Source organism: Planctobacterium marinum, from assembly GCF_036322805.1.
Lineage (GTDB): Bacteria > Pseudomonadota > Gammaproteobacteria > Enterobacterales > Alteromonadaceae > Planctobacterium > Planctobacterium marinum_A.
Genome location: NZ_AP027272.1, coordinates 559,884 through 581,156, shown reverse-complemented (window position 1 = coordinate 581,156; position 21,273 = coordinate 559,884). Strand labels below are relative to the sequence as shown.

Genomic DNA, 21,273 nt, shown 5'->3' with positions numbered 1-21,273 from the left:
TCGAGGGAAACCTGCCAACACAATTTCACGGGTAAATATTAAACCCACTTAACATTTGTTTCAAAAACAAAATATGCACATAAAAAAGCATGTAAAAAGATAAATATTTTCTATAAAAATTGCGTGATTTTCAGGCGCAATTCGCTACAATCTGCGATCCAAATTATGACGCTCAGATGACAAAACAAAAGTTTTGAATTCTGAACCTGATTTAGCAGTTTTATACAGGAATAGTGTTGCAATGGCGGCAGCTGTCTTTAATTTATCTGATATCAACAACCTGATGCGTGAGCTTCAGGGAGATGTGGTGTTATACCCAACCTTCGAGCACATTTTTATGGAAAGCCTGTATCCGGATGGCATTATTCTGGATGAATATGGACGTACCCGGGCTCAAGCGGAAGCAGCGGAAGAAAAATTCCGACCTGATACCAGCCGTATTATCACCAGTAAAATCCCTAGAGCGCTGATCATGAAAAACGACAAGGGGCTTTATATCTGTAACAACCTGAAAAACGAATTAACGCCATTCAGACGCGGTGCTATCGCGTTTGCGAAAGGTTGTAACCCCATTACTGATGACGACTGGGCTAAATATACCCGCCAAATCGCACCGGGTGAGATCAACCAAATTGTCCCTATTGCCGACGTTGTCGCAGCAATTCGCTCGAAATCCGATACCCTGGTGGTAGAAATTGGCCATCAAAGCCAATCTGCTGCATAAATACCACAAACAGCGCCAGATTGCTGGCGCTGCTTGCTGCACCTCTTGCTCCTGATGCCTCTTTTTCGCTTTCAAAAGGCAAAAAATCACCAAAAAACTCAGCTCCTCTGGCAAGAACAGTGTATCCAGGTTACGCGCAAAACAATGCAATCTGTTCGCCTGAAAGTGCAGCAAGACGGGCAACTCATGGTCAGCTGCCCCTATCAGGTAACGGATGCACAAGTTACTGAATTTTTGAATCAAAGACTCAACTGGATTACGCAACAGCAGCAACGACTGGCAAGCATCCGGCAACAAATTACTGCCACAAGCCCTACACAGGGTATGCATTTATGGGGGCAGTACTACGCCTTTGAAGCAATACCGCCAGCGAAGCGAAAATATGAAACCTGCCACAGCGGATCGAAAGTCTACTTGCCTCGACTCCCCGAAAACCTTGATGCTGCAAATCTATTGCAGCAACAAATTTGGCGCGATGAGTTAAAGCACCTCATACAGACCTTACTACCCCAATGGCAAACAACAATGAATGTTGAGGTGGCTTTCTGGAATGTAAAGAATATGAAAACCAAGTGGGGCAGTTGCAATGTCACCAAGCGACGTATCTGGCTTAGTTTAAAATTGGCTCATTACCCCAAAGAGTGTACTGAAATGGTGCTGGTTCACGAATTAACTCACCTTTTGGAAGCCTCCCACAATAAGCGCTTTTATCAGTTAATGGATAGCTTCTTGCCAAACTGGCGAGATGCAGACCTGAAACTAAAAAACCGAACGTTTCCTTAGCGAAAATCTACAACAAGTTTATTACCTGAAATATCTGATTAATGTGAACTAAGCCACAATCCTGTCTGTTCTGCCTGATTTTCCATTGCCGATAAACAAAACACATGGGTATGATGGGCTATACAGAGTTATCTAATGCGATAACTGTGTTTGCAGCAGGCTATTGCCGGAAGTTCTCAGGCAAAATCCGGGTTTTACGCCATACTGTTGAATAGGTATCGCGCAAGATCGGGTGGCAAGATGCACTCGAGTGACAACTTATTGTGCCCAAACTTTAACTTACGGGATTGCTTAAGTGTCTGATTTAAATAACCAATATGATGTAAAAGACGTGGAATTTCTGGATAATTTTTTAACACACTGTACAGTCAAAGAATATCGCCGCCACTCGGTGATTGTGCGCCAGGGTGAACACACTCAAAAGCTGTATTTTTTGCTTAAGGGCTCCGTATCGGTTATTCGTCAGCATGAGGACGATAAAGATATTGTATTGGCATACCTGAACCAAGGCTCTTTCTTTGGTGAGATGGGGTTGTTTGACGACAAGTCCGAACGCAGTGCCACAATTAGAACCCGTACCGTGTGTCAGATCGCTGAAATTGCCTACGACAAATTTGAAATACTGGCCCGTAGCCGCCCCGATATTCTCATGGCGATTTCCAAGCAACTAACGGCCCGTTTACGCAAAACCTCCAAAAAAGTCACAGATCTGGCCTTTTTGGATGTCACAGGTCGAGTTGCTGGATGCCTGCTGGATTTAATCAACCAACCGGATGCCATTACCCATCCCGATGGCATTATGCTCAAGATTACGCGCCAGGAACTCAGCCGGCACGTCGGCTGTACGCGAGAAATGGTGGGTAAAGTACTCAAAAGTCTCGAAGAGCAAGGATTGGTCACCTTTGAAGGGCACAGCATAGTCGTGCTGCAATAAATATCGGATTTTTTTAATTCGAGTGTCGAAATTAGCTCAACCGGTTCGTCAGTGTATTGAAACTTTGCACTAAACTGGAGATACCTGATGAGCAATTCATTTCAACCTAACCACTTTTCCTGGTCAGAATTAATGACCACCTCTCCCGAGCAAGCTACCGAATTTTACAGTGGCTTATTTGGCTGGCAATTTGATGTCATGGATATGGGCGGCGATAACTATTATGTCGCCTCTCAAGATGGCGAAAAGATTGCCGGTATCATGGCAAAGCCCCATCAAATAATAGCACCGGGTTGGGGTCAGTATGTGACGGTAAACGATATTCAGGCGACGGCAGAGCAGGTGGAAGCCTTAGGCGGTAAGCTACTTACGCCTCCAACTGACATACCAGGCGTAGGTAAATTTATCGTATTTCAAGATCCGCAAGGCGCGCCACTTTCTGCTATACAGTATCTAGAACAATAGGGAATGCAATAAATGAAATACTTGCTAATGATTTATGCCAACGAAACTTGGGAGCAGGCGCAACCACAAGGCTGGGATGACGCCTTGGTTAGCCGCTATATCGCCGTCGCTGAAGATCTGCAAAAACAAGGAGTGTATCTTGATGGACGCAGGCTGGCCCCCGTCGAGACCGCCACCAGTGTGCAAGTGCGCAACGGGGAAACGCTGATCTCCGATGGGCCGTTTGCAGAGACCAAGGAACAACTTGGCGGATTTTTCCTGGTGGATTGTCGCGACCTGGATCACGCCACAGAGGTAGCAGCCATGATCCCCAGTGCCGAATATGGCACGGTAGAAGTGCGCCCGTTATTTTATCAGGACTAACGTGGCAAACAACGACACTACAACTCTCTCGCTAGAGCATCTATACCGCCAGTATTCGCAACCCATACTGGCTTATATCATGAGCTTGGCGCAGGATTTAGAGTTAGCTCAGGAAATCTGGCATGAGACGTTCTTATTGGCTATGCAACATTGGCAAACCAGCCCTCCTGAAAACCCGCCAGCCTGGTTCAAACGCACGGCACGCAACAAATTTATTGATAGTTACCGCCATAAAAAAATGGCAACGGATAAAGCCGTGCTAATCAAAGCTCTTGCCGTTGACGACGATATAGCCGATGAGGACATGGCAGACATCCACTATGGCGACGAGCAGTTGAAGCTGATATTTACTTGCTGTCATCCCGCATTGGATTTTGATAAACAGGTGGCACTGACCCTGAGTATTGTTGCAGGCTTGAGCACGGAACAAATAGCTCAGGCCCTGTTACTAAGCCAAACGACACTGGAACAGCGTCTTACCCGAGCCAAACGGAAAATAAAGCAGGCAGCAATTCCTTTTGTCATTCCAGAGTCCAGGCATCTTGCAGAGCGACTCAATGCTGTTTTAAAAACCCTTTACCTGATGTTTAATGCCGGAGTAAACCAACAGTCGGACCCACTTGATCTCGCCGGCAATGCCATGAACCTGGTGAAACGACTCGATAGCCTGTTACCTTACCAGGCCGAGGTAGAAGGCATGCTGGCCCTAATGTTATTCCACCAATCCCGGCAATCTGCCAGATACGACTCTAAGCACCAGATTGTACCACTCTCAGAACAAAACCGAGCTTTGTGGCAGGCTTCACTGATAGCAGAGGCCGAGCGGCTATTGCAACGGGCTATGGCTCGGCAAGCCCTCGGTGTATATCAAATACAAGCAGCCATACAAGGCATGCACTGTCACAGTACTTCGTGGCAAAGCACCGACTGGGCAGAAATTGAAGCTTTATACAGAGTACATATTGCCCTGGACAACTCCCCTGTCGTCAAACTCAATAGTATTTATGCCATCAGCATGTCCCGTAACGTTGCAGAGGCAATGAGACAATTGACTGTATTAGAAAAAAGCGGAGCCCTTGCCAGCTACGCACCCTTTTATGCATTGCAAGCCGACCTTCATCAACGGGCAGGTGATTTAAAGGCTGCTCACGCCAGTTATTTGCAAGCCGAAGCCCACAGTAATCACCCTCAAGAACAGTCCCATTTTTGCCGCCAGGCTGAAAAAATAAAACAAATCCTTGCAGAACAATAAATTTTGCATGTATTTCATTGCGGATTTATAGCGCTGCTTTGTCTGTGTGGATTAAAAGGGGTATCTCAGTCGTTAAAGTATGTAAGTCCTGTAGTCGATAACACAATAGCAAAGGGTTACAAAAGCCCGGATAGTCAGCTGCAAAGTAGTATTCAGTGGAAATAGTAGTATGTCTTGTTTAACCAGAAGTATGCAAAAACAACTTGGTAAGTATATAAAGCGCAATGCTCAGGAGGACTGGCAAAATCATCCTGACAAGGTGCATTCAGAGTTGGTGAGTAAAGGGTTATGTCCCTCCGATGTCACGGTAGATCAGTTGGCTGTAATAATACGTGATGTGCAGGAGCACTAAGCTTTCTTACCTGTCAGGTCTAGTAACTCAGCTTAAATAGCAATTCACTGAGATCCGGTTGCCATTGAAACTCTCGCAGTTTCACCCTGTTGTTCAGCACCACAACGCCCTCTTCCTGCAGTTGGCCTTTCTGCTTTTCCGCCAGCTCACTACCTGCAGGAAAAGCGATTTTACCGTCTGCACGCAACACTCTAAACCACGGTACTTGCATCGTTTTCGGTGCCAATCCCATGGCTTTTCCCACTAATCGGGCACGTCCCGGCAAACCGGAAAGATCAGCAATCTGACCGTAGCTAGCGACACTACCAGCGGGAATTTGTAATGTGGTTTGCCAGATTCTGGCGTAAACTGGATTCATTTTTGACTGTAAAATTCTGTCTGGTTATGCCACGAAGCGTCTGTTCAACCTGCCAACTGCCGGAAAAAGCCTGTATTTGCCAATTAGTGGCAGAAACCAAGCCAATGCACTATTCCGGTGAACTACACATCCTACAACACCCGCTGGAGCAGAACCACAGTAAAAACACGGCTCGCTTAGTAAAACAGCTTTTACCGCAAACTATAATTTGGCCGGGAGAATCGGAGTCTGACTTTGCTTATTTAAAAGCCAAAATAGCGCAGGAGCCACAAGCCTGGGGCTGTATTTATCCCGCCCATGACAGCGCAATACAAACAGGAACTAACCCGCCATTGCCCACCACCCGATTGCTCTTTATTGACGCCACGTGGCGCAAAGCCCGTAAAATCTGGCATCTTAACCCTTGGTTACACTCGATGCCATGTTACCGACTAAGCAACATTTCAGATGCACAATATCGTATTCGCAAAAATCATGCGGATCACCAACTATCCACTCTTGAGGCCGTTGCCTGCAGCTTAAGTAGCTGCACTGACGTAACACCGCTGTTAGATTTGCTACATCGATTCCAGCTACATTTCGAAAATATTCAACCGCGCCATAACTAATTTGGAGAATGTTTTCTATAATCTAATTGCTTGCCGTTACAAATGTTGTAGCTCGCAAATTGCTACGCACTATTTTAAGTTTAAAGGATTAATAATTTGGCTCAACTTCAACGTCAAATCATTTATGGATTGCTGCTTATTGGCTACCTCTGCTATGTGCCGTTCACTTTGGCAAACACAGAACTGAACACCTTTGAGTTGAGCCACACTTCTAATGTGTTACCCGTGGAAGACCTGACTTACTTCCAACTGGAATCATCTGAATTACCCAACTCCCGGGCGCAGCTAATGAGCTGGTTAAACAGCCTGTCCGCACTTGAAACGCCTCAGGCGGCTGAAGATCGTCTGGTGGCAGCAACAAAACTATTAAACACGACACAACACACCCGTTGGTTTATTAATCCTTTTAGCCCAGTGGCAGAGACTGTGTCTGTGTACTTTTACCAAAAAGACGGTCTACAGACGGGAACGAGTGGATTGCACCACACCTCTGAAATTGCTCTACAACAAGGCAGCTACATTGATATTCCAACAGGTGTGACAGGGACTTTGTTATTGGTTTTCGATAGCGATTTTTATTTGGCACCGGTTAAAGTTAATCTGTTTAGCGCAACAGAAGTGGATGAAAAACTAAAAAGTAAATCAGTAATCCAGGTATTAGCTTTGGGTATGTTGATTGCCTTAAGCGTCTACAATCTGTTTTTGTATTATGCCAGTCGAGCCAAAGCCTATCTGTATTTTACCCTTTGTTCCGCAGTGCTGGCTTTTGCGTGGGCTAATATTATCGGCATCATCAAGCTCTTTTTTCTGATATTGCCAGAGTATTGGCTTTTACCTCCCTTTTTAATCAGTGCGGCATTTTCGATTTTATTCACTCGCGACTTTCTTGATTTGAATAGTATTTCAAGTCGACTAGACAGTACCCTGATGCTGTTTTTCTGGCTCTGTTTCGTCTTAGTACCCATCACCGCTTTCGCGCCCTACTCAGGCATACTGGTGGTTTACGCCACAGTTTCCATAGTGATTATCACCAGTATTGGTGCTGGTATCATCGGCTGGCGACGGGGTTATCATCCATCGCGCTTCTTTGTTTTCGCCTATTGTGCCTTTGCCATCCAATCAATATTGTGGACATTGGCATTTCTGTTACCTGAAATCCATATCGCGGTAAGCATCAATTTTATCGGCCTGCTATCCAGTACAACGGGCTGTATTTTACTGTCTCTGGCCCTGGCGGCTAAAGTGAGTCTGATAACCGGTGAAAATCGACGCCTGGCCAGTAGTCTTGAACAAAAAGTCTATGAGCGCACCGAGGCGTTGGCCGAAGCCAATGTTGCGCTTGAGCATCTCATCAGTGAGCTGCAGGAAGCCAGTAGTGCCAAAAGTCACTTCCTTGCCAATATGAGCCACGAAATCAGAACGCCTTTAACAGCAATCATTGGCTACGCTGAAGGCATATTACAAGGCGATATCAACCGCGATGAGCAAGAAAGAGTGCTCAGGGTCATCGCTGAGAATGGTAACCATCTACTGCACATTATTAGTGACATTCTGGACATCAGTAAAATCGAGGCGGATAAACTCGAATATGAGATGCAACCTTGCTCCGTGCTTGAGGTATTAGCGCAAGTTGAGGGAGTCATGGCTAAACGCGCCAGAGACAAAGGTCTGGACTTTGCCCTGCACTATCATTTTCCATTGCCCTCTGAAGTGGTCACCGATCCTTACCGATTCCGTCAAATCTTACTCAACTTGAGCAATAACGCCATCAAGTTTACCGAATTGGGGAGCGTTACCGTCAATGTCGCATGGTTAGAAAACAAACTCTCAGTCAGTGTTGAGGACACCGGTGTGGGCATGTCTGAGGAAAAGCTTGCCGCCGTTTTTGATCCCTTTGAGCAAGGCGGCGCCTCCATCGCACGTCAATTTGGTGGAACGGGACTAGGGCTCAGTATTTCCCGCCGCCTGGCCCAAGGATTAGGAGGGGATATATCGGCTAAAAGTATCCCCGGAAAAGGCTCCGGTTTTACCGTCAATATTGCCGCTCCCCCAACGGCAACCAGTGAGATGCTGCATACTATCGCAGCGATAGACGATTCTGTGGTAGCGTCCCCTCAGGACACTTCTGATGTACCGGATTTTTCTGGTGCCAAAGTACTATTAGTAGACGATCACCCCAATAACCGCGATTTGATCAAAATAATACTGAATCGCATGAATGTTACCGTCGTTGAAGCAGAAGATGGTGATATTGCCTTGCAAAAAGTACTAGAACAGGAATACGATCTCATTCTGATGGATATACAAATGCCAAGAATGAAGGGAGACGAAGCGACTGAACAGTTGCGTAGCTATGGCTATGAACTGCCGATTATTGCGTTAACGGCAAACAATATGAAACATGAAATTGAGTCGTATCTGAGCAAAGGTTTTAATGATCATCTGGCCAAACCCATTGTCAGACAGGACTTTATTGCCACACTCAGTAAATATCTGAACGCCAAAGGGAGTACAGAAAGTTTGTTTTCCAACGATGAAATGCTCGGCTTAGTGCGAGATTATCATGCTGATCTGCTACAACAGGCGGTTGATTTAGAGCACTGTTGGTCTGCCGGGGATTTACAAAAAGCGGAAGAAATTGCCCATCGCATAAAAGGTGCCGCGGGCTCTTTTGGTTTCGGCTTGTTAGGCGATAAATTCGCACTTTTAGAACAATTACTTAAAGAACAAGAACAGGAAAAAGCACAAACAACCTATATCGAGGCGATGTCTTTAACCAATCTGATTTGCAATGTATCAAGTGTGGATATTCCCCGAGGTGTTGTGAGTTGTGATATGGACATAGAATTATTGCTGTCAGAACTACAAAATTTCATCAATCGACTCAAAGATGAATTGGAGCAGATTTTCTCCTGTCTTGCTCGTGGCGAGAACAATATTGCTCGCCTTTACCTGAATAGAATACTTCCTAAAGCCTCTAAACTCGGCTGGACTCGGCTGCAAGAGGAGCTGCAAGAACTCTTGAGTCTGGTACAAAAACCCACAAGTGAGGCAGCGCAATTCAGCGTCATCGAAAAAGCTATATGGCTTGAGGTAGATCACCTGAAATCTGATTTGGCAAATCATCACTTTTAAACTGAGTTTTTGCCACATTGAACTATGCTTTAATAAAGTTTCATTTGGGATGGCAAAAAAGTAATGGGTTGGGTTTACCTACACATTATAAAACTGCTGGTGATATGCGCGGTTTGGGCTGGTGCTAATGCACAAGCAGAAACAAGCACTAATATCACCACCTTGCGTATGTGTTATGAGGAGCAAGAACTCACGCCTTTTTATACTGGAACCGGACTTAAGCCACCTGCTGAGAACCCCGGTGTTATGATTGAAATGCTGCAGCTACTAGACGCGGCAATGCCACAAGTACGCATCGAATTTGAACGTGTCCCTTGGCAGCGTTGCCTGAATCAACTCGCTAAAAACACATCTGAGCTTGTCATCGCGGGTTATCAAGATGAAAGAACTAAGATTGGTGTCTATCCCATGAAAAATGGTTTACCAGACGCAACTCGAGCCATCGCAGCCACTCGCTACTGCCTGTTCACCCACCGAGACTCGTTATTAACTTGGGATGGCGCACAATTTAATATGCATCCAGCTAAACCTGTAGCCGTTCCTCAAGGTTATACCGTTGTCTCGGTTCTGGAAAAACACGATATTCCCTTCGTTAAGACCAATTCATCGAAATCCGCTTTGAACCTGCTACAAAAATCGCTGGCTGAAGGCGCGGTCACTCACTGCCAGTCAGGAGGTTATTTTCTTTATCAAAACAAAGAGCAGCCCTTAAATTTTATTGCCCACTCTCCACCTCTGGTAAACCAGTACGGCTATTTACTGTTTAGTCAAGATTTCTGGCAACAACAGCAGCAACTGGTGAGTCAAATTTGGGACCAGGCAGCTGTAATTAAAGGCCAACACTTCAGTCGGCTATTAGAGAAATACGACCAACTGGCCTATCAAAATTAGTCAGCACTCATCACACTATTGCTGCTTCTCCATAAGAGGGTTAGAACCTAACGCCCCGGTTTGCATTAATTCGCTCAGTTCCGATTCATCTAATGCCAATAACTCGGTCAGAACCTGATGATTGTGTTGGCCAACCTTGCCACCGGGCCAATCTGTTTTTCCGGGGGAATCTTGTAATTTGGGTAAAATAGCGGGTATTTTTAACGGTTTGCCATCGATTTCGACGGTTTCGAATAAACCGCGCTCGTTAAAATGGCGATCTTGCATCATATCTTCAACGTTATATATGGGGCCAGCGGGTACTCGATATTCTGCCAGCACATTCAATATGGAATCGGCAGGCAAGGTAGCACACCATTTAGCCAATACTTCATCAATTTCAGCTTCGTGCTCAACTCGTCCTGCGTTGCTACTAAGCCTGGGATCCTGTGCTAAATCTTCGCGCTTTGCAGCCTGCATCAGTCGCTTGAAAATAGAATCGCCATTACCGCCAATTACCACATGCTTGCCATCCTGACAGGTGTAGGTATTGGTGGGCACTATGCCGGTAACCGTTGTACCAGATGCTTCACGTACTACACCCGCACCAGAATACTCAGGTATTACCGCCTCCAGCAGATTAAACATCGACTCATAGAGTGCCACATCTACCACTTGCCCTTGGTGGGCAGGATCTTTTTGTCGCTGAATAATGGCCAGCGCGATTCCCAACGCTGCATGGATACCAGATATGGTATCTCCGATACTCAAATTGGGACGTACAGGAACATCTCCGGGGTGACCATTTAGATAGCGAAAACCACTAATACCCTCGCACACAGAGGCAAACCCCGGCTTTTTTGAGTAAGGCCCGGTTTGACCAAAGCCTGAGATACGTGCATAAACCAGCCCTGGATTGCTGGCTTTCATTTCCTCCGGACCTAGCCCCCAATTCTCCATCACACCCGGCCGAAAATTTTCGATTACCACATCCGCTTTTTGCACCAGCCGCTTAGCGATATCTCTGCCAGCCTGTTGTTTGAGATCCAAAGTCACTGACTTTTTATTGCGACCAATACTACGCCACCAAAACGAAGTGCCATTTTCCACCTCACGCCAACCACGGATCGGATCCCCCCCCTCTGGTGGTTCAATTTTTATCACTTCGGCACCGAAATAGCCCAAAATACAACCTGCAAATGGGCCCGCGAGCAATTGCCCAAACTCAATCACCCTGATACCTTCTAACGGTCTGATATACTGGTTTGTTGTGTCTTTATTCATTGTCGTTTTCCTATCAAAATCCCTAAAAAAAACTGTCACATTGTGCATTTTTCAAGCAAACAACTGTAAAAGTTACAGAAATGTTAAATTTTCCATATTTCCTGCACATTTGCGGCATAGTTTGCTGACTTCCTTGTATATGCCCACGCATGAGTCCACGACTGCAAGGAAGGCATGACAAACGTTCCAGGGCGGCTGTCAAAGATCCTTACTAAGAAGAAGAAAAAAGACAACAAGAAAAACAAAGATGATTGTGGATGTATACCATTTAATGGTGATCAATTCAGGGGGACACCAGGAAACGCATGAATTGCGGGTCCAGGCTGACACAAGTCCGACTTTGGTGTCCGTTATTTCTGATGCCTGGATGAGCCGCAATAACCGCAAGCGCGACTCTGACAGCACAATTCCTATTAAACCCTATTCTTATCAATATTCAGAACTGGCAGAATATGAAACTCGTCAGTCAATTGCCAGACAAGGATTTTGCATCAAACTCCTTGAAGAACCCAAAATGTCCTTAGGCATCATGACTAGTACCCCACAGCAATTGTCTTCAAAGTTCAACTGAGTCAGTGTTTTACAGCGATATTGCCGGAGAGCGCCGCGCATATCTCAAAAGCCATAGACTGAATAGCGCAACGATAAAAAAGCACAAAGCCACCGGATAAGCATTGCCATCATAAAAACGTCCCACTAAAACCGCCAGGCCTACAGCAGTTAAGCTGGATAGCGAGCCCACTATAGAGTTACCAATGCCTGCCATGCCCCCTAACCACTCCATAGACATGGCATTGATGTTGCCAAAAATGAATCCCATGAAGAATAAAATCAGCATGAAGCATGCTAAAAACAGGGGCATAGGCGGTATACCTTGATTTAACCAGGTAACCAAAAGCAGTAATAAGCTACCAGCGGCAATACCCAACAATGCCCATACAGATACGCGGTGCATACCATATAACACCACGATTTTGCTGTTTATCAGTGCTGAGGCGCCTACGCCCGCAGCTAAAAGGGCGAAGTATAGTGGGAAATCCTCAACCACATCGTAAAAATCCTCGAACATGGCTTGTGAAGTGCTCAAATACACCAGCATGGCACCGAACGTAAATCCGGTAACCAGGCAATAGGACATCACCCTGCGATGTCTCAGTATCAACTTCAGGGAATTAAGAATGTTGCTGAAGGACAATGGAATGCGCTTTTCCAGTGTCAATGTTTCCGGTTGTCTGATAACAAACCAAGTCACCACAACCAGGGCGAAGATCAGAAAGGCCACAAATATTGCACGCCAGCCAAAGTGCAGCATTACCAGCTGGCCCAAAAAAGGCGCCATCATGGGCACTAAGATGAACAACACCATGATCACCGACATGATTTGAGCCATTTGCTCGCCTTTGTAGAGATCTCTGATCAAAGCTCGAGAACCAATTTTACTACCGGAAATACCAAAACCTTGTAACACTCTTCCCAACAAGAGCAGCCAAAGGCTCGTGGCAAAAATCGCAATAACTGTCCCGCATAGGTATATTGCTACTCCCGCTACCACCGTTTTCTTACGCCCAAAGGCATCAGCAAATGCACCAAATAGTAGCTCGCCAAACACTGTACCCAGGATAAACAAGCTAATCACCAGCTGCACGTTGTTACTATTTTCGATGCGTAAATCGCGCGTTATATCAGGAAGCGCAGGCAACATGGCATCTATGGTTAACGCCGTCAACGACATCAACAGAGCAAAGAGCGCAATAAACTCGCCCTTACCCAAGGATTGTTTGTCCAATCTCGAATTTCCTTGCTGAATGAATATTAAGACGGGCCCAACTAACAGGAATCGGGTTCCGAATCTGGTTAATCGGCGCTAGTCGCCAAAATGCCGGGCATGAAACAACAAATGTTTTTCAATGAATGTGGCAATAAAATAATAGCTATGATCATAAGACTCGTGGCCATGATACTGCAACGGCACAGCCTTTTCTTCCGCCACGTGCCATAAGTTCTCTGGTTTAAGTTGTTCTTCCAGAAACTCGTCAGCTAACCCTTGGTCAATCAAAATGGGGAGTTCACTGCCATTTTGTCCAAGCAAGTAGGCGGCATCATATTCACACCAATCAGCCGGGTCTTCCCCCAAATAACCAGTGAAGGCTTTTATTCCCCAAGGGCAATCCATGGGGTTAGATATGGGGCTAAATGCCGAGATACTGCAATATTGTTGTTGATTGCGCAATCCGATAACCAGTGCTCCATGGCCGCCCATCGAATGGCCCATTATGCTTTGCCGACCATTACAAGGAAAGTACGATTGCACCAGTTCTGGAAGTTCTTTGGCCACATAATCATACATACGATAATGGGTATTCCACGGTGCTTGTGTGGCATTCACGTAAAAGCCCGCGCCTTGACCAAAATCATAGTAATCCACATCCGGTACCGACTCACCTCTGGGAGAGGTGTCTGGCGCTATCAATATCACACCAAGCTCAGCGGCGATGCGCTGAGCCCCCGCCTTTTGCATAAAATTATCTTCGTTGCAGGTAAGTCCTGACAGCCAATAAACCACCGGGCATTTCGCCCCCTTTAACGCTTGAGGAGGTTGATAGATAGCAAAACGCATTTTACAGCGAGTGGCAACGGCCACATGCTCATAGCGAGACAAGGTTCCACCAAACACTGTGGTTTCAGAAAGACACTTCATAACCGCCACTCCTGTTATTCTGCAACTTAGTAGTATTCAATACCGTTAAAAATGAATCACCGTGCGAATGCTCTTACCTTCATGCATCAGGTCAAACGCTTTGTTTATCTCATCCAGCGAAAGTGTGTGAGTAATAAAATCATTTAACGGAATTTCCCCCGCCAAATATTGCTCCACAATACCGGGTAACTGCGAACGACCTTTCACCCCACCAAAAGCAGTACCTCGCCACACTCGGCCTGTCACCAACTGAAATGGGCGGGTGGAGATCTCTTGTCCGGCCCCTGCAACGCCGATGATCACCGATTCGCCCCAACCTTTATGACAACACTCTAGTGCACTGCGCATTACATCTACGTTGCCAATGCACTCAAAGGAGAAGTCCACACCACCATCGGTGAGTTCCACTATCACCTCTTGAATGGGCTTGTCGTAATTTTTTGGATTGATACAGTCAGTTGCGCCCAGTTTTTTAGCCAGTTCAAACTTAGACTCATTGATGTCAATAGCGATGATGCGACTGGCTTTAGCCATTACCGCACCAATAACCGCCGACAACCCAATGCCGCCCAAACCAAAGATTGCCACAGTGTCCCCTTCCTGAACCTTGGCAGTATTGAGTACCGCCCCCATACCTGTGGTAACACCGCAACCCAACAGGCATACTTCTTCCAGTGGCGCTGCCTTATTGACTTTGGCCAGCGAAATTTCAGGTAAAACAGTGTATTCAGAAAAGGTTGAGCAGCCCATGTAGTGATAGATGGGTTCGCCATTGATGGAAAAGCGCGTGGTGCCATCTGGCATCAATCCCTTGCCCTGGGTTGTGCGGATCTTTTGGCATAAATTGGTTTTACCCGAAGTGCAGAATTTACACTCACCGCACTCAGGCGTGTACAGTGGAATGACATGGTCACCGGGCACGACACTGGTTACGCCCTCGCCCACTTGCTCAACGATACCGCCTCCCTCATGACCTAAAATAGCGGGGAATATGCCCTCAGGATCATCACCTGATAGCGTAAACGCATCAGTATGACACACGCCACTGGCTAAAATGCGCACCAATACCTCACCCGCTTTGGGCGGCATAACGTCAACTTCTTCGATAGTCATTGGCTTGCCCGGCCCCCAGGCTACGGCAGCGCGAGATTTTATGGTATTGGTCATGACACTTTCCTTCTTGTGAGATCTTTACCGGGGTTCTCAAAATCAAAACTCTTGGTAAAGCAAAGCTTTTTAATTGTATATACCAACGATGGCATTGCTATGACTTTTTTGTTACCCACCTGTTCGTGAGAAGATCAAAATAATCGCCATGCAAGATAAAAAATGGCAAAGGCGGAAAGACAGGCGAGACAACATTGAGTGTAAATATTATACCCTGATGTCACTCGGCTTGCGACTGGCATATTGGGTAAAGTCAGTGATTTCATGTTTAACCAGGCAAACCAGGGAGCCGACAAGAACGATACCGTCGTGGCAAAATCCACCAAAGACGTTAACTGACCGGCAAACAGCAGGATGATAGCAAGACCACCGATACCGATAACGGGAATACACAAATGATAAGCAAGTTTGTGCTTACTACCATCAAGATTAAATTGTTGTTCGGCAATTCGAGTTATCACCTGGCTAAACCCATCCGCCACTGCAATACAGGTGGAGAACATGGCAATGAATATCAACCCGGAAACTACGGGTTTACTCCAGGGACCTAAAATGTCGGTGAATATGGCAATTAGTTGCGCACTAAAGCCAATAGCACTGTCTTGCAAAGGAATGCCGCGTCCAAACAACACTTGCGCCCCCAAAGCCACAAACAGTAGCGCCAATAAACAACAAAACAGATAACCAATATTAAAATCCAGCAATCGGATTTTTACCTTTGAAGCTATGGGAGCTGTGCCAGAAGAATTTAACTGACTGGCATTCACCTCATCCAGCTTTTGCTGCTCTACCACCCAAAACGAATGCCAGATGGAGACTTCGATGGCTGTAGGCATCCAACCCACGAGGGCCACAATAAAGGCAATACTAGAGACGCTTAACAGTTGCGGGGCTGTGGCAAGTTGCTCAGGTCTGTCTGACAGCAAAGATGCGCACAAAGTGGTAACACATAACACCAGAAAAACCAGCATCATGGCTTTCATCAAATTTTTCAGGAGTCGATACCCGCCCGTGATCAGCAATAACATGCTGGCGAGCAATACCACTAGCGACCAAACTCCAATGCTCCATCCGAAAGGCAATATATTGGCTAATACACCTGCAGCCACAATCGTAACGGCCGCTTGAATAATGAACATGGTGGCAAAGGTGAGCAATACCACGGAAATGTAATAGCCTTTCCCCAAGCGGAGATAGGCATCTAACAAGTTTTCCCCTGTTGCGGCCGCATATCTTGGACCCGCCTGGAAAAAGGGCAACTTGATCACGTGTGCCAGAATAATGATAGCCACCAGCGCATAACCAAAATCGGCGCCGGCGCGAGTAGATTGTACAACGTGAGAGACACCGATACTGGTGGCGGCAAAAACCAGTCCGGGTCCGAGTAATGAAATAAAGTTGCGCATGACCATGTTAGTTTTTTCAGCAATGATAGCATCCTGACACAGATAAATTCGAAATACGATCTCCTCTTACAACATGGACATTTTGTTTGCATTAAGGGAGAATTCTGCGGTCAAAATCGTTTAAGTCTATTCATGCCAGCCAATAAAAAAGCGCTCAATCTTAAAGAAGTGTCAAAAATACTGGGGGTCTCTACCGCAACCGTATCTAACGCTTTTAATCGCCCGGACCAGCTTTCAGAGTCTCTCAGGCAGCGCATCTTAAAGGAAACCGCAGAGCTGGGGTATCACGGTCCGAACCTGGCCGCGCGCTCGCTGCGCAAAGGCAAAACCGATGTGGTAGCCGTGGTATTGGCCGATACCCTGAGTTATTCCTTTTCCGATCCGGTTGCCAGCCAATTTTTACAAGGCGTGTCAGAAATACTATCGGAACAGAAAAGACAGTTATTGTTACTGAGTAGCCGACTGGCTTCAAAGGAACAAAGCAGTGCCGAGTCACTACCAGACGGCTTTATTTTTTATGGTGCACCTAAAGGCGATGCCTTCGAACGAATTAGTCGCAGCGGTAAACCCCTTATCGCGGTCGACTTTGAAAAAGGCACTGTACCCTCACTTAATATCAATAACCGCTCAGCTGCAAAAGATGTGGCCAATCACGTTATCAGGGATGGTAACGACAGAGTTGCCGTAGTCAGTTTGCGCTTGATCAGCTCAGACCGTGTTTGCCGCTTGGAAAAAGCGGACCTCAGGGATGATTGTCAGGAAATTATCGCCTTCAACCGCTTACAAGGTTATATGGACGCTTGTAAGGAAAAATCCGCTGAACTGCCGCCACACATGGTTTGGCATACGCCTATGAACACCCCGGAAATGGCAGAAAAAGCCGCCTATGAAGCGTTGACCATTACCCCTCGCCCCAACGTGATTTTGTGTATGAGCGACGTTCTGGCGTTGGGCGTGTTAAGAGTGGCACAATCGCTAAAAATCAAAGTACCAGAAGAACTGCGTATTGTGGGGTTTGATGATATCCCGGAGGCAAGTCGTACCGTGCCGGCTTTAACCACTGTATGTCAGCAAAGCATTGAAAAAGGACGCATGGCAGCTAAAGCCCTGTTTGAGCAAAACCAGCAGAAAAATCGATTAATGGAAACCCGCCTGATGGTGCGTCAAAGTTCCGGGGACTAACTTGATTTCACGTTGAATGAAAGGCTCAATGAAGCCAATTTTTCCGCCCTTTCTTGCAGAGCTTTAGATTCTACCTCAACAATTTCAGCTTGCTCCAGATTCCCAGAAGACGCATCATTAACATTAACAATGTTGCGACTGATCTCCTGTGCCACAACACTTTGCTCTTCTGCGGCCGTTGATATTTGAGTAGCCAGATCAGAAATATCAGAGATAGCTTGGTAAACCTTCGCCACAAGATTTTGAGTTTCTTGGGTTTCTGTGACACAATTTTCCGCCGCGACTTTACCACCTTCCATGGTTTTTGACCAATTAAGCAGCGTTGTTTGAATTTCTGAAATAGAGGTTTGGATCTGTTCGGTAGCATTATGCGTTCTACTAGATAGCGCTCTCACTTCGTCTGCAACCACGGAAAATCCTCGACCATGCTCTCCGGCTCGGGCGGCTTCAATAGCGGCATTTAGTGCAAGCAAGTTGGTTTGATCCGCGATACCTTGAATTTCTTGCATGATCCCCCCTATTTTTTCCGCTTCTTCGGCCAGCTCATGAGCGGATGAGGCTGAACGTTCCACTTCTGCCGCAAGAGCAGACACCTCTTTTAACGTATGGGTCATTGCATTTGAAGCGCCCTCACAATCTTGGTGAGCAAGCTGCACTTTTTGGTTAGTATCAGTGGTGTTTTTTGCGACTTCATCAATTGTCGTTACCATCTGCTCTACCGCAGTAGCTACCCGGTGCATTTCGGCGGTTTGACTCTGCGCTCCCGTTTTTGCTTGTGTAGAAGCGTTTAATAACGTGCCAGCCCCAGCCTTAAGACTTTCAGTACTATCACCTATTCGGCCTACAATCGTCGTGACTTTGCCCTCTAACATCTTTATGTGAAAGTCTGCAATGCTCAAACTACCGGAACCAGAAAAAACCAGCCGCGACACGCTGTCATAGTGATCTTTCAGTTTTTGGGTGAAGCCTCGAACTTCGAACAATTCAGAGTAAAAAAAGACAAAGGGTAAAATGAGAAAAAACCCTGCGAGCCAATTACTGAAAGTACTTGCCCACCATACTAACAATCCCGAAACGGTATACAGAGGAATATTAAATTTTCGGAATAACTCCGCAGCTTGATTTCCAGGAGATTTACCAAGATTAATTGCCGCGTAACACCTCTCAGCTCGGGCTCTATATTTAGGCGATAAAACACGGCGAACGGATTGATAGCCGGTCTTTTTGCCCTGTTCGTAAATCGGCGTGACAAATGCATCTACCCAATAATATCCACCGTCTTTACATCGATTTTTCACCGCTCCTCGCCAGGGTTCATCGCGTTTCAAGTGCTCCCACATATCTGCAAATGCGGCTTTGGGCATATCAGGGTGTCTGACCATATTATGGTTACTGCCTACCAGCTCTGATGAACTATAACCTGCAACGTGGCAAAACGCTTGATTCGCGTAGGTAATAACACCTCTCAAATCGGTGGTAGACACCAATTCCTCATCTGCGCCAAACGTGACTTCTTTGTTGTTGACTTGCTGATTCCTTCTGCCCAAAACCCCAACCTCAATTACAGATAATTTAGTACCTAAGTTATCTGTCAAGATAGTCATGATTATGAAGCAAAGCTCGTCACTTTTGGTCGTAGAAACAAAGTAGATATATTAATTTTACACAACTTAGCAAACCGGTAATTTTATCACTCTAGCTTGAGCCACATTACCTGATAAGGTTCGAGGTTTAGCCAGCAGTTCACTTTTTGCTCAGCGTTATCCGCTAACAAGTCGCGATAAGTTTTGCCCTCTCCCTGATACAGATACTGGCTATTCACGCTCTGCGCATACTCACTAAAGTTAACCAATGCTAACAACTCATCCCCGTGCTCATTAATGCGTTTATAAACAAACACGTGCTGGTTACCTGATTCCAGTATTTCTGTTCTGGCCACACCGAACACTGGCAGGGATTTGCGGATCTGCACCATTTGACTAATACCTTGCAAGATACGATGGCTCACTGTACTGCTGTCTTGAGCTGCTTCTATGTCTTGATCGGTCAACGCAATGCGGTTTACCCAACGGGCGTCGTGGGCTTTGCTGTTATCCTGCTCATAGCTGTAGTCATTTAACAGGCCCAATTCATCTCCGGAGAACAGCAACGGAATGCCGCCAATACTCAAGATGACACTGTGTAACAACAAAATGCGATCAATTGCTGTTTGTATGGCGTGTTCATCACCGGATTCCAGCGCCTTTTCAAGGCCCGCCAGGCTGGCTAAGGAGCCACAAACCCGGCAATCACCATTGGAAGGGTTTTCCTGAAAAGCCACTCCTTTAGCAAAGCTACCTTCGAATCGGTCTACATAAAATTGATTCAAAAAGTAGCGATGGTCATGTCCATTAATGCCCAACTGTCCGGCCACGGCATCATCGAATGTCCAGCCAATGTCATCATGACAGCGCACATAGTTCACCCATGCGCAGTGGGGGTCAATACTAAAACTTTTCTGCATTGAGGCGGTTAACAAACGGGTTTTACGGGTTGCCAGGCTATTCCACAGCAACGCCATTAACAACGGGTTGTAGGATAGTTGGCACTCCTCTGGAGCAATGTATTTATTCACTTCATCGGGATGAACAATGGCTTCTGATTTAAATACCACTGCCGGCGCTGAAATTTTCAAACAAGCGTTAAAGGCCTGAATTAAAGCATGTGCCTTAGGCTGGTTTTCACAATTCGTACCTAATTCTTTCCAGATAAAAGCCAAGGCATCGAGCCGCAAACCGCCACAGCCCAAGTTGGCGAGATACAGCATCTCATCAGTTATGGCATTGAATACCTCAGGATTACTGTAATTGAGATCCCATTGAAAACTGTTGAAGGTAGTCCATACCCATGTCTGGGTTTCTTCATTGCAGCTAAAATTACCGCGCCTCACCTGTGGAAAAATCTCTCGCAAATGTTGCTCATAAGCATCCACTTTATGTCGCTCATTGAACATGTAATAAAACTGCTGGTACTTTTCGTCACCTGATTTTGCCAATTTCGCCCACTCATGCTCATCAGATGTGTGATTAAAGACAAAATCTAACACCAGACTGATACCCGCTTTATCGAGTTCTTGCGCAAGCGCTTTTAAGTCTTTGGTGCTGCCTAGTTTAGGATCCACCTTGCGATAATCAGACACGGCATAGCCGCCATCACTATCTCCTTCTGGTGATGAATACAAGGGCATCAAGTGCAGATAGGTGATGCCCAATTGTTTCAGATAAGGAATGCGCTGGCGCAATTTTTTCAGATCGCCAGCAAATAAATCCACATAGCAGGCCATACCCAACATGTCCTCACTCAGGTACCAATGGGGATTTTTCTGGCGCTCTAGATCCAGCTTTTTAAGGGCCGCAGAACGAGATTTATAACCGCTGGCTAATACCAAAACAAGTTGCTGCAAGTGATAGAAAAAGTCGTATTGCGCACCATAGATTTGATGATACAGGGTAAATAACCCTGCAAAGTTTTGCTCAAGACGCTGCACAAAGACCTTTTTCTCCTGGTCAGAGAGTCCTTTTAACTCAGCACTATAATCTATTCTCGACAAGCTTAACTTCGCTGCTTTTTCAACATTTTCCACGATCACACCTTAACCGTTTAAGTTTTAACATCTACATAATGACATCAATAAACAATCTATTGCAATAGGC

The 21,273-nt window shown here is 46.0% G+C and carries 20 protein-coding genes; 12 read left to right on the top strand and 8 right to left on the bottom strand.

Annotated features, from left to right (window positions below):
- Nucleotides 1-241: 241 nt before the first annotated feature.
- From AABA75_RS02545 to AABA75_RS02515, 7 genes are all read left to right on the top strand, one after another.
- Nucleotides 242-724, top strand: a complete 483-nt coding sequence (locus tag AABA75_RS02545; protein WP_338290888.1) for a DUF3085 domain-containing protein — start codon at nt 242-244, stop codon at nt 722-724.
- A 144-nt stretch (nt 725-868) separates the two neighbouring features.
- Nucleotides 869-1,507, top strand: coding sequence for a SprT family zinc-dependent metalloprotease (locus AABA75_RS02540; protein WP_338290886.1), 639 nt, complete (start codon nt 869-871; stop codon nt 1,505-1,507).
- Between the two features lie 295 nt (nt 1,508-1,802).
- Entirely contained in the window at nt 1,803-2,441 is a 639-nt protein-coding gene (gene crp / locus AABA75_RS02535) for a cAMP-activated global transcriptional regulator CRP (RefSeq protein ID WP_338290884.1), read from the top strand.
- An 87-nt stretch (nt 2,442-2,528) separates the two neighbouring features.
- On the top strand, nt 2,529-2,906 hold the full coding sequence (locus tag AABA75_RS02530; RefSeq protein ID WP_338290882.1) for a VOC family protein: 378 nt from the start codon (nt 2,529-2,531) through the stop codon (nt 2,904-2,906).
- A 12-nt stretch (nt 2,907-2,918) separates the two neighbouring features.
- Entirely contained in the window at nt 2,919-3,269 is a 351-nt protein-coding gene (locus tag AABA75_RS02525; RefSeq protein WP_338290881.1) for a YciI family protein, read from the top strand.
- A gap of 1 nt (nt 3,270) precedes the next feature.
- A complete protein-coding gene (locus AABA75_RS02520) occupies nt 3,271-4,521 on the top strand; it encodes an RNA polymerase sigma factor (RefSeq protein WP_338290879.1) in 1,251 nt (416 codons plus the stop codon).
- A 190-nt stretch (nt 4,522-4,711) separates the two neighbouring features.
- On the top strand, nt 4,712-4,873 hold the full coding sequence (locus AABA75_RS02515; RefSeq protein WP_338290878.1) for a hypothetical protein: 162 nt from the start codon (nt 4,712-4,714) through the stop codon (nt 4,871-4,873).
- Nucleotides 4,874-4,892: 19 nt separating this feature from the next.
- Here AABA75_RS02515 and AABA75_RS02510 read toward each other — a convergent pair whose 3' ends face one another.
- Entirely contained in the window at nt 4,893-5,231 is a 339-nt protein-coding gene (locus AABA75_RS02510; RefSeq protein WP_338290877.1) for an MGMT family protein, read from the bottom strand.
- Nucleotides 5,232-5,233: 2 nt separating this feature from the next.
- On the opposite strand from AABA75_RS02510, the gene AABA75_RS02505 reads away from it, so the two are divergent.
- From AABA75_RS02505 to AABA75_RS02495, 3 genes are all read left to right on the top strand, one after another.
- Nucleotides 5,234-5,839 carry a tRNA-uridine aminocarboxypropyltransferase gene (locus tag AABA75_RS02505; RefSeq protein ID WP_338290876.1) on the top strand — a complete coding sequence of 202 codons (606 nt, stop codon included), beginning with the start codon at nt 5,234-5,236 and terminating at the stop codon, nt 5,837-5,839.
- A 96-nt stretch (nt 5,840-5,935) separates the two neighbouring features.
- The gene (locus AABA75_RS02500) at nt 5,936-8,974 is read left to right on the top strand and encodes a response regulator (RefSeq protein WP_338290875.1); all 3,039 of its coding nucleotides are present in this window, start codon (nt 5,936-5,938) and stop codon (nt 8,972-8,974) included.
- 63 nt (nt 8,975-9,037) lie between these two features.
- Entirely contained in the window at nt 9,038-9,865 is an 828-nt protein-coding gene (locus tag AABA75_RS02495) for a hypothetical protein (protein WP_338290874.1), read from the top strand.
- 15 nt (nt 9,866-9,880) lie between these two features.
- Here the strand turns inward: AABA75_RS02495 and AABA75_RS02490 are convergent, their stop codons facing one another.
- The gene (locus AABA75_RS02490; RefSeq protein ID WP_338290872.1) at nt 9,881-11,128 is read right to left on the bottom strand and encodes a CaiB/BaiF CoA transferase family protein; all 1,248 of its coding nucleotides are present in this window, start codon (nt 11,126-11,128) and stop codon (nt 9,881-9,883) included.
- 247 nt (nt 11,129-11,375) lie between these two features.
- Here AABA75_RS02490 and AABA75_RS02485 point away from each other — a divergent pair, with 247 nt between their 5' ends.
- Nucleotides 11,376-11,699 carry a hypothetical protein gene (locus tag AABA75_RS02485; RefSeq protein ID WP_338290870.1) on the top strand — a complete coding sequence of 108 codons (324 nt, stop codon included), beginning with the start codon at nt 11,376-11,378 and terminating at the stop codon, nt 11,697-11,699.
- Nucleotides 11,700-11,708: 9 nt separating this feature from the next.
- On the opposite strand, the gene AABA75_RS02480 is transcribed toward AABA75_RS02485, so the two are convergent.
- From AABA75_RS02480 to AABA75_RS02465, 4 genes are all read right to left on the bottom strand, one after another.
- Entirely contained in the window at nt 11,709-12,914 is a 1,206-nt protein-coding gene (locus AABA75_RS02480) for a multidrug effflux MFS transporter (protein WP_338290869.1), read from the bottom strand.
- A gap of 78 nt (nt 12,915-12,992) precedes the next feature.
- Nucleotides 12,993-13,826: an S-formylglutathione hydrolase gene (fghA, locus tag AABA75_RS02475; protein WP_338290867.1), complete on the bottom strand. Its 834-nt coding sequence runs from the start codon at nt 13,824-13,826 to the stop codon at nt 12,993-12,995.
- 45 nt (nt 13,827-13,871) lie between these two features.
- On the bottom strand, nt 13,872-14,993 hold the full coding sequence (locus AABA75_RS02470) for an S-(hydroxymethyl)glutathione dehydrogenase/class III alcohol dehydrogenase (RefSeq protein ID WP_338290865.1): 1,122 nt from the start codon (nt 14,991-14,993) through the stop codon (nt 13,872-13,874).
- Nucleotides 14,994-15,127: 134 nt separating this feature from the next.
- Entirely contained in the window at nt 15,128-16,399 is a 1,272-nt protein-coding gene (locus tag AABA75_RS02465) for an Nramp family divalent metal transporter (protein ID WP_338290863.1), read from the bottom strand.
- A gap of 132 nt (nt 16,400-16,531) precedes the next feature.
- On the opposite strand from AABA75_RS02465, the gene AABA75_RS02460 reads away from it, so the two are divergent.
- The gene (locus AABA75_RS02460) at nt 16,532-17,581 is read left to right on the top strand and encodes a LacI family DNA-binding transcriptional regulator (protein ID WP_338290862.1); all 1,050 of its coding nucleotides are present in this window, start codon (nt 16,532-16,534) and stop codon (nt 17,579-17,581) included.
- Here the strand turns inward: AABA75_RS02460 and AABA75_RS02455 are convergent.
- Nucleotides 17,578-19,185 carry a methyl-accepting chemotaxis protein gene (locus tag AABA75_RS02455; RefSeq protein ID WP_338290860.1) on the bottom strand — a complete coding sequence of 536 codons (1,608 nt, stop codon included), beginning with the start codon at nt 19,183-19,185 and terminating at the stop codon, nt 17,578-17,580. The two genes, AABA75_RS02460 and AABA75_RS02455, sit on opposite strands and share 4 nt — an antisense overlap.
- Nucleotides 19,186-19,271: 86 nt before the next feature.
- On the bottom strand, nt 19,272-21,203 hold the full coding sequence (locus tag AABA75_RS02450; protein ID WP_338290858.1) for an alpha-amylase family protein: 1,932 nt from the start codon (nt 21,201-21,203) through the stop codon (nt 19,272-19,274).
- Nucleotides 21,204-21,273: the final 70 nt, after the last annotated feature.

What these genes read in the sequence shown, in the direction of transcription:
- AABA75_RS02545 (WP_338290888.1), top strand. Translation starts at nt 242, where the DNA reads ATGGCGGCAGCTGTCTTTAATTTATCTGATATCAACAACCTGATGCGT.
- AABA75_RS02540 (WP_338290886.1), top strand. Translation starts at nt 869, where the DNA reads ATGCAATCTGTTCGCCTGAAAGTGCAGCAAGACGGGCAACTCATGGTC.
- AABA75_RS02530 (WP_338290882.1), top strand. Translation starts at nt 2,529, where the DNA reads ATGAGCAATTCATTTCAACCTAACCACTTTTCCTGGTCAGAATTAATG.
- AABA75_RS02525 (WP_338290881.1), top strand. Translation starts at nt 2,919, where the DNA reads ATGAAATACTTGCTAATGATTTATGCCAACGAAACTTGGGAGCAGGCG.
- AABA75_RS02515 (WP_338290878.1), top strand. Translation starts at nt 4,712, where the DNA reads ATGCAAAAACAACTTGGTAAGTATATAAAGCGCAATGCTCAGGAGGAC.
- AABA75_RS02510 (WP_338290877.1), bottom strand. Translation starts at nt 5,231, where the DNA reads ATGAATCCAGTTTACGCCAGAATCTGGCAAACCACATTACAAATTCCC.
- AABA75_RS02495 (WP_338290874.1), top strand. Translation starts at nt 9,038, where the DNA reads ATGGGTTGGGTTTACCTACACATTATAAAACTGCTGGTGATATGCGCG.
- AABA75_RS02490 (WP_338290872.1), bottom strand. Translation starts at nt 11,128, where the DNA reads ATGAATAAAGACACAACAAACCAGTATATCAGACCGTTAGAAGGTATC.
- AABA75_RS02485 (WP_338290870.1), top strand. Translation starts at nt 11,376, where the DNA reads ATGATTGTGGATGTATACCATTTAATGGTGATCAATTCAGGGGGACAC.
- fghA (WP_338290867.1), bottom strand. Translation starts at nt 13,826, where the DNA reads ATGAAGTGTCTTTCTGAAACCACAGTGTTTGGTGGAACCTTGTCTCGC.
- AABA75_RS02470 (WP_338290865.1), bottom strand. Translation starts at nt 14,993, where the DNA reads ATGACCAATACCATAAAATCTCGCGCTGCCGTAGCCTGGGGGCCGGGC.
- AABA75_RS02465 (WP_338290863.1), bottom strand. Translation starts at nt 16,399, where the DNA reads ATGCGCAACTTTATTTCATTACTCGGACCCGGACTGGTTTTTGCCGCC.
- AABA75_RS02460 (WP_338290862.1), top strand. Translation starts at nt 16,532, where the DNA reads ATGCCAGCCAATAAAAAAGCGCTCAATCTTAAAGAAGTGTCAAAAATA.
- AABA75_RS02455 (WP_338290860.1), bottom strand. Translation starts at nt 19,185, where the DNA reads ATGACTATCTTGACAGATAACTTAGGTACTAAATTATCTGTAATTGAG.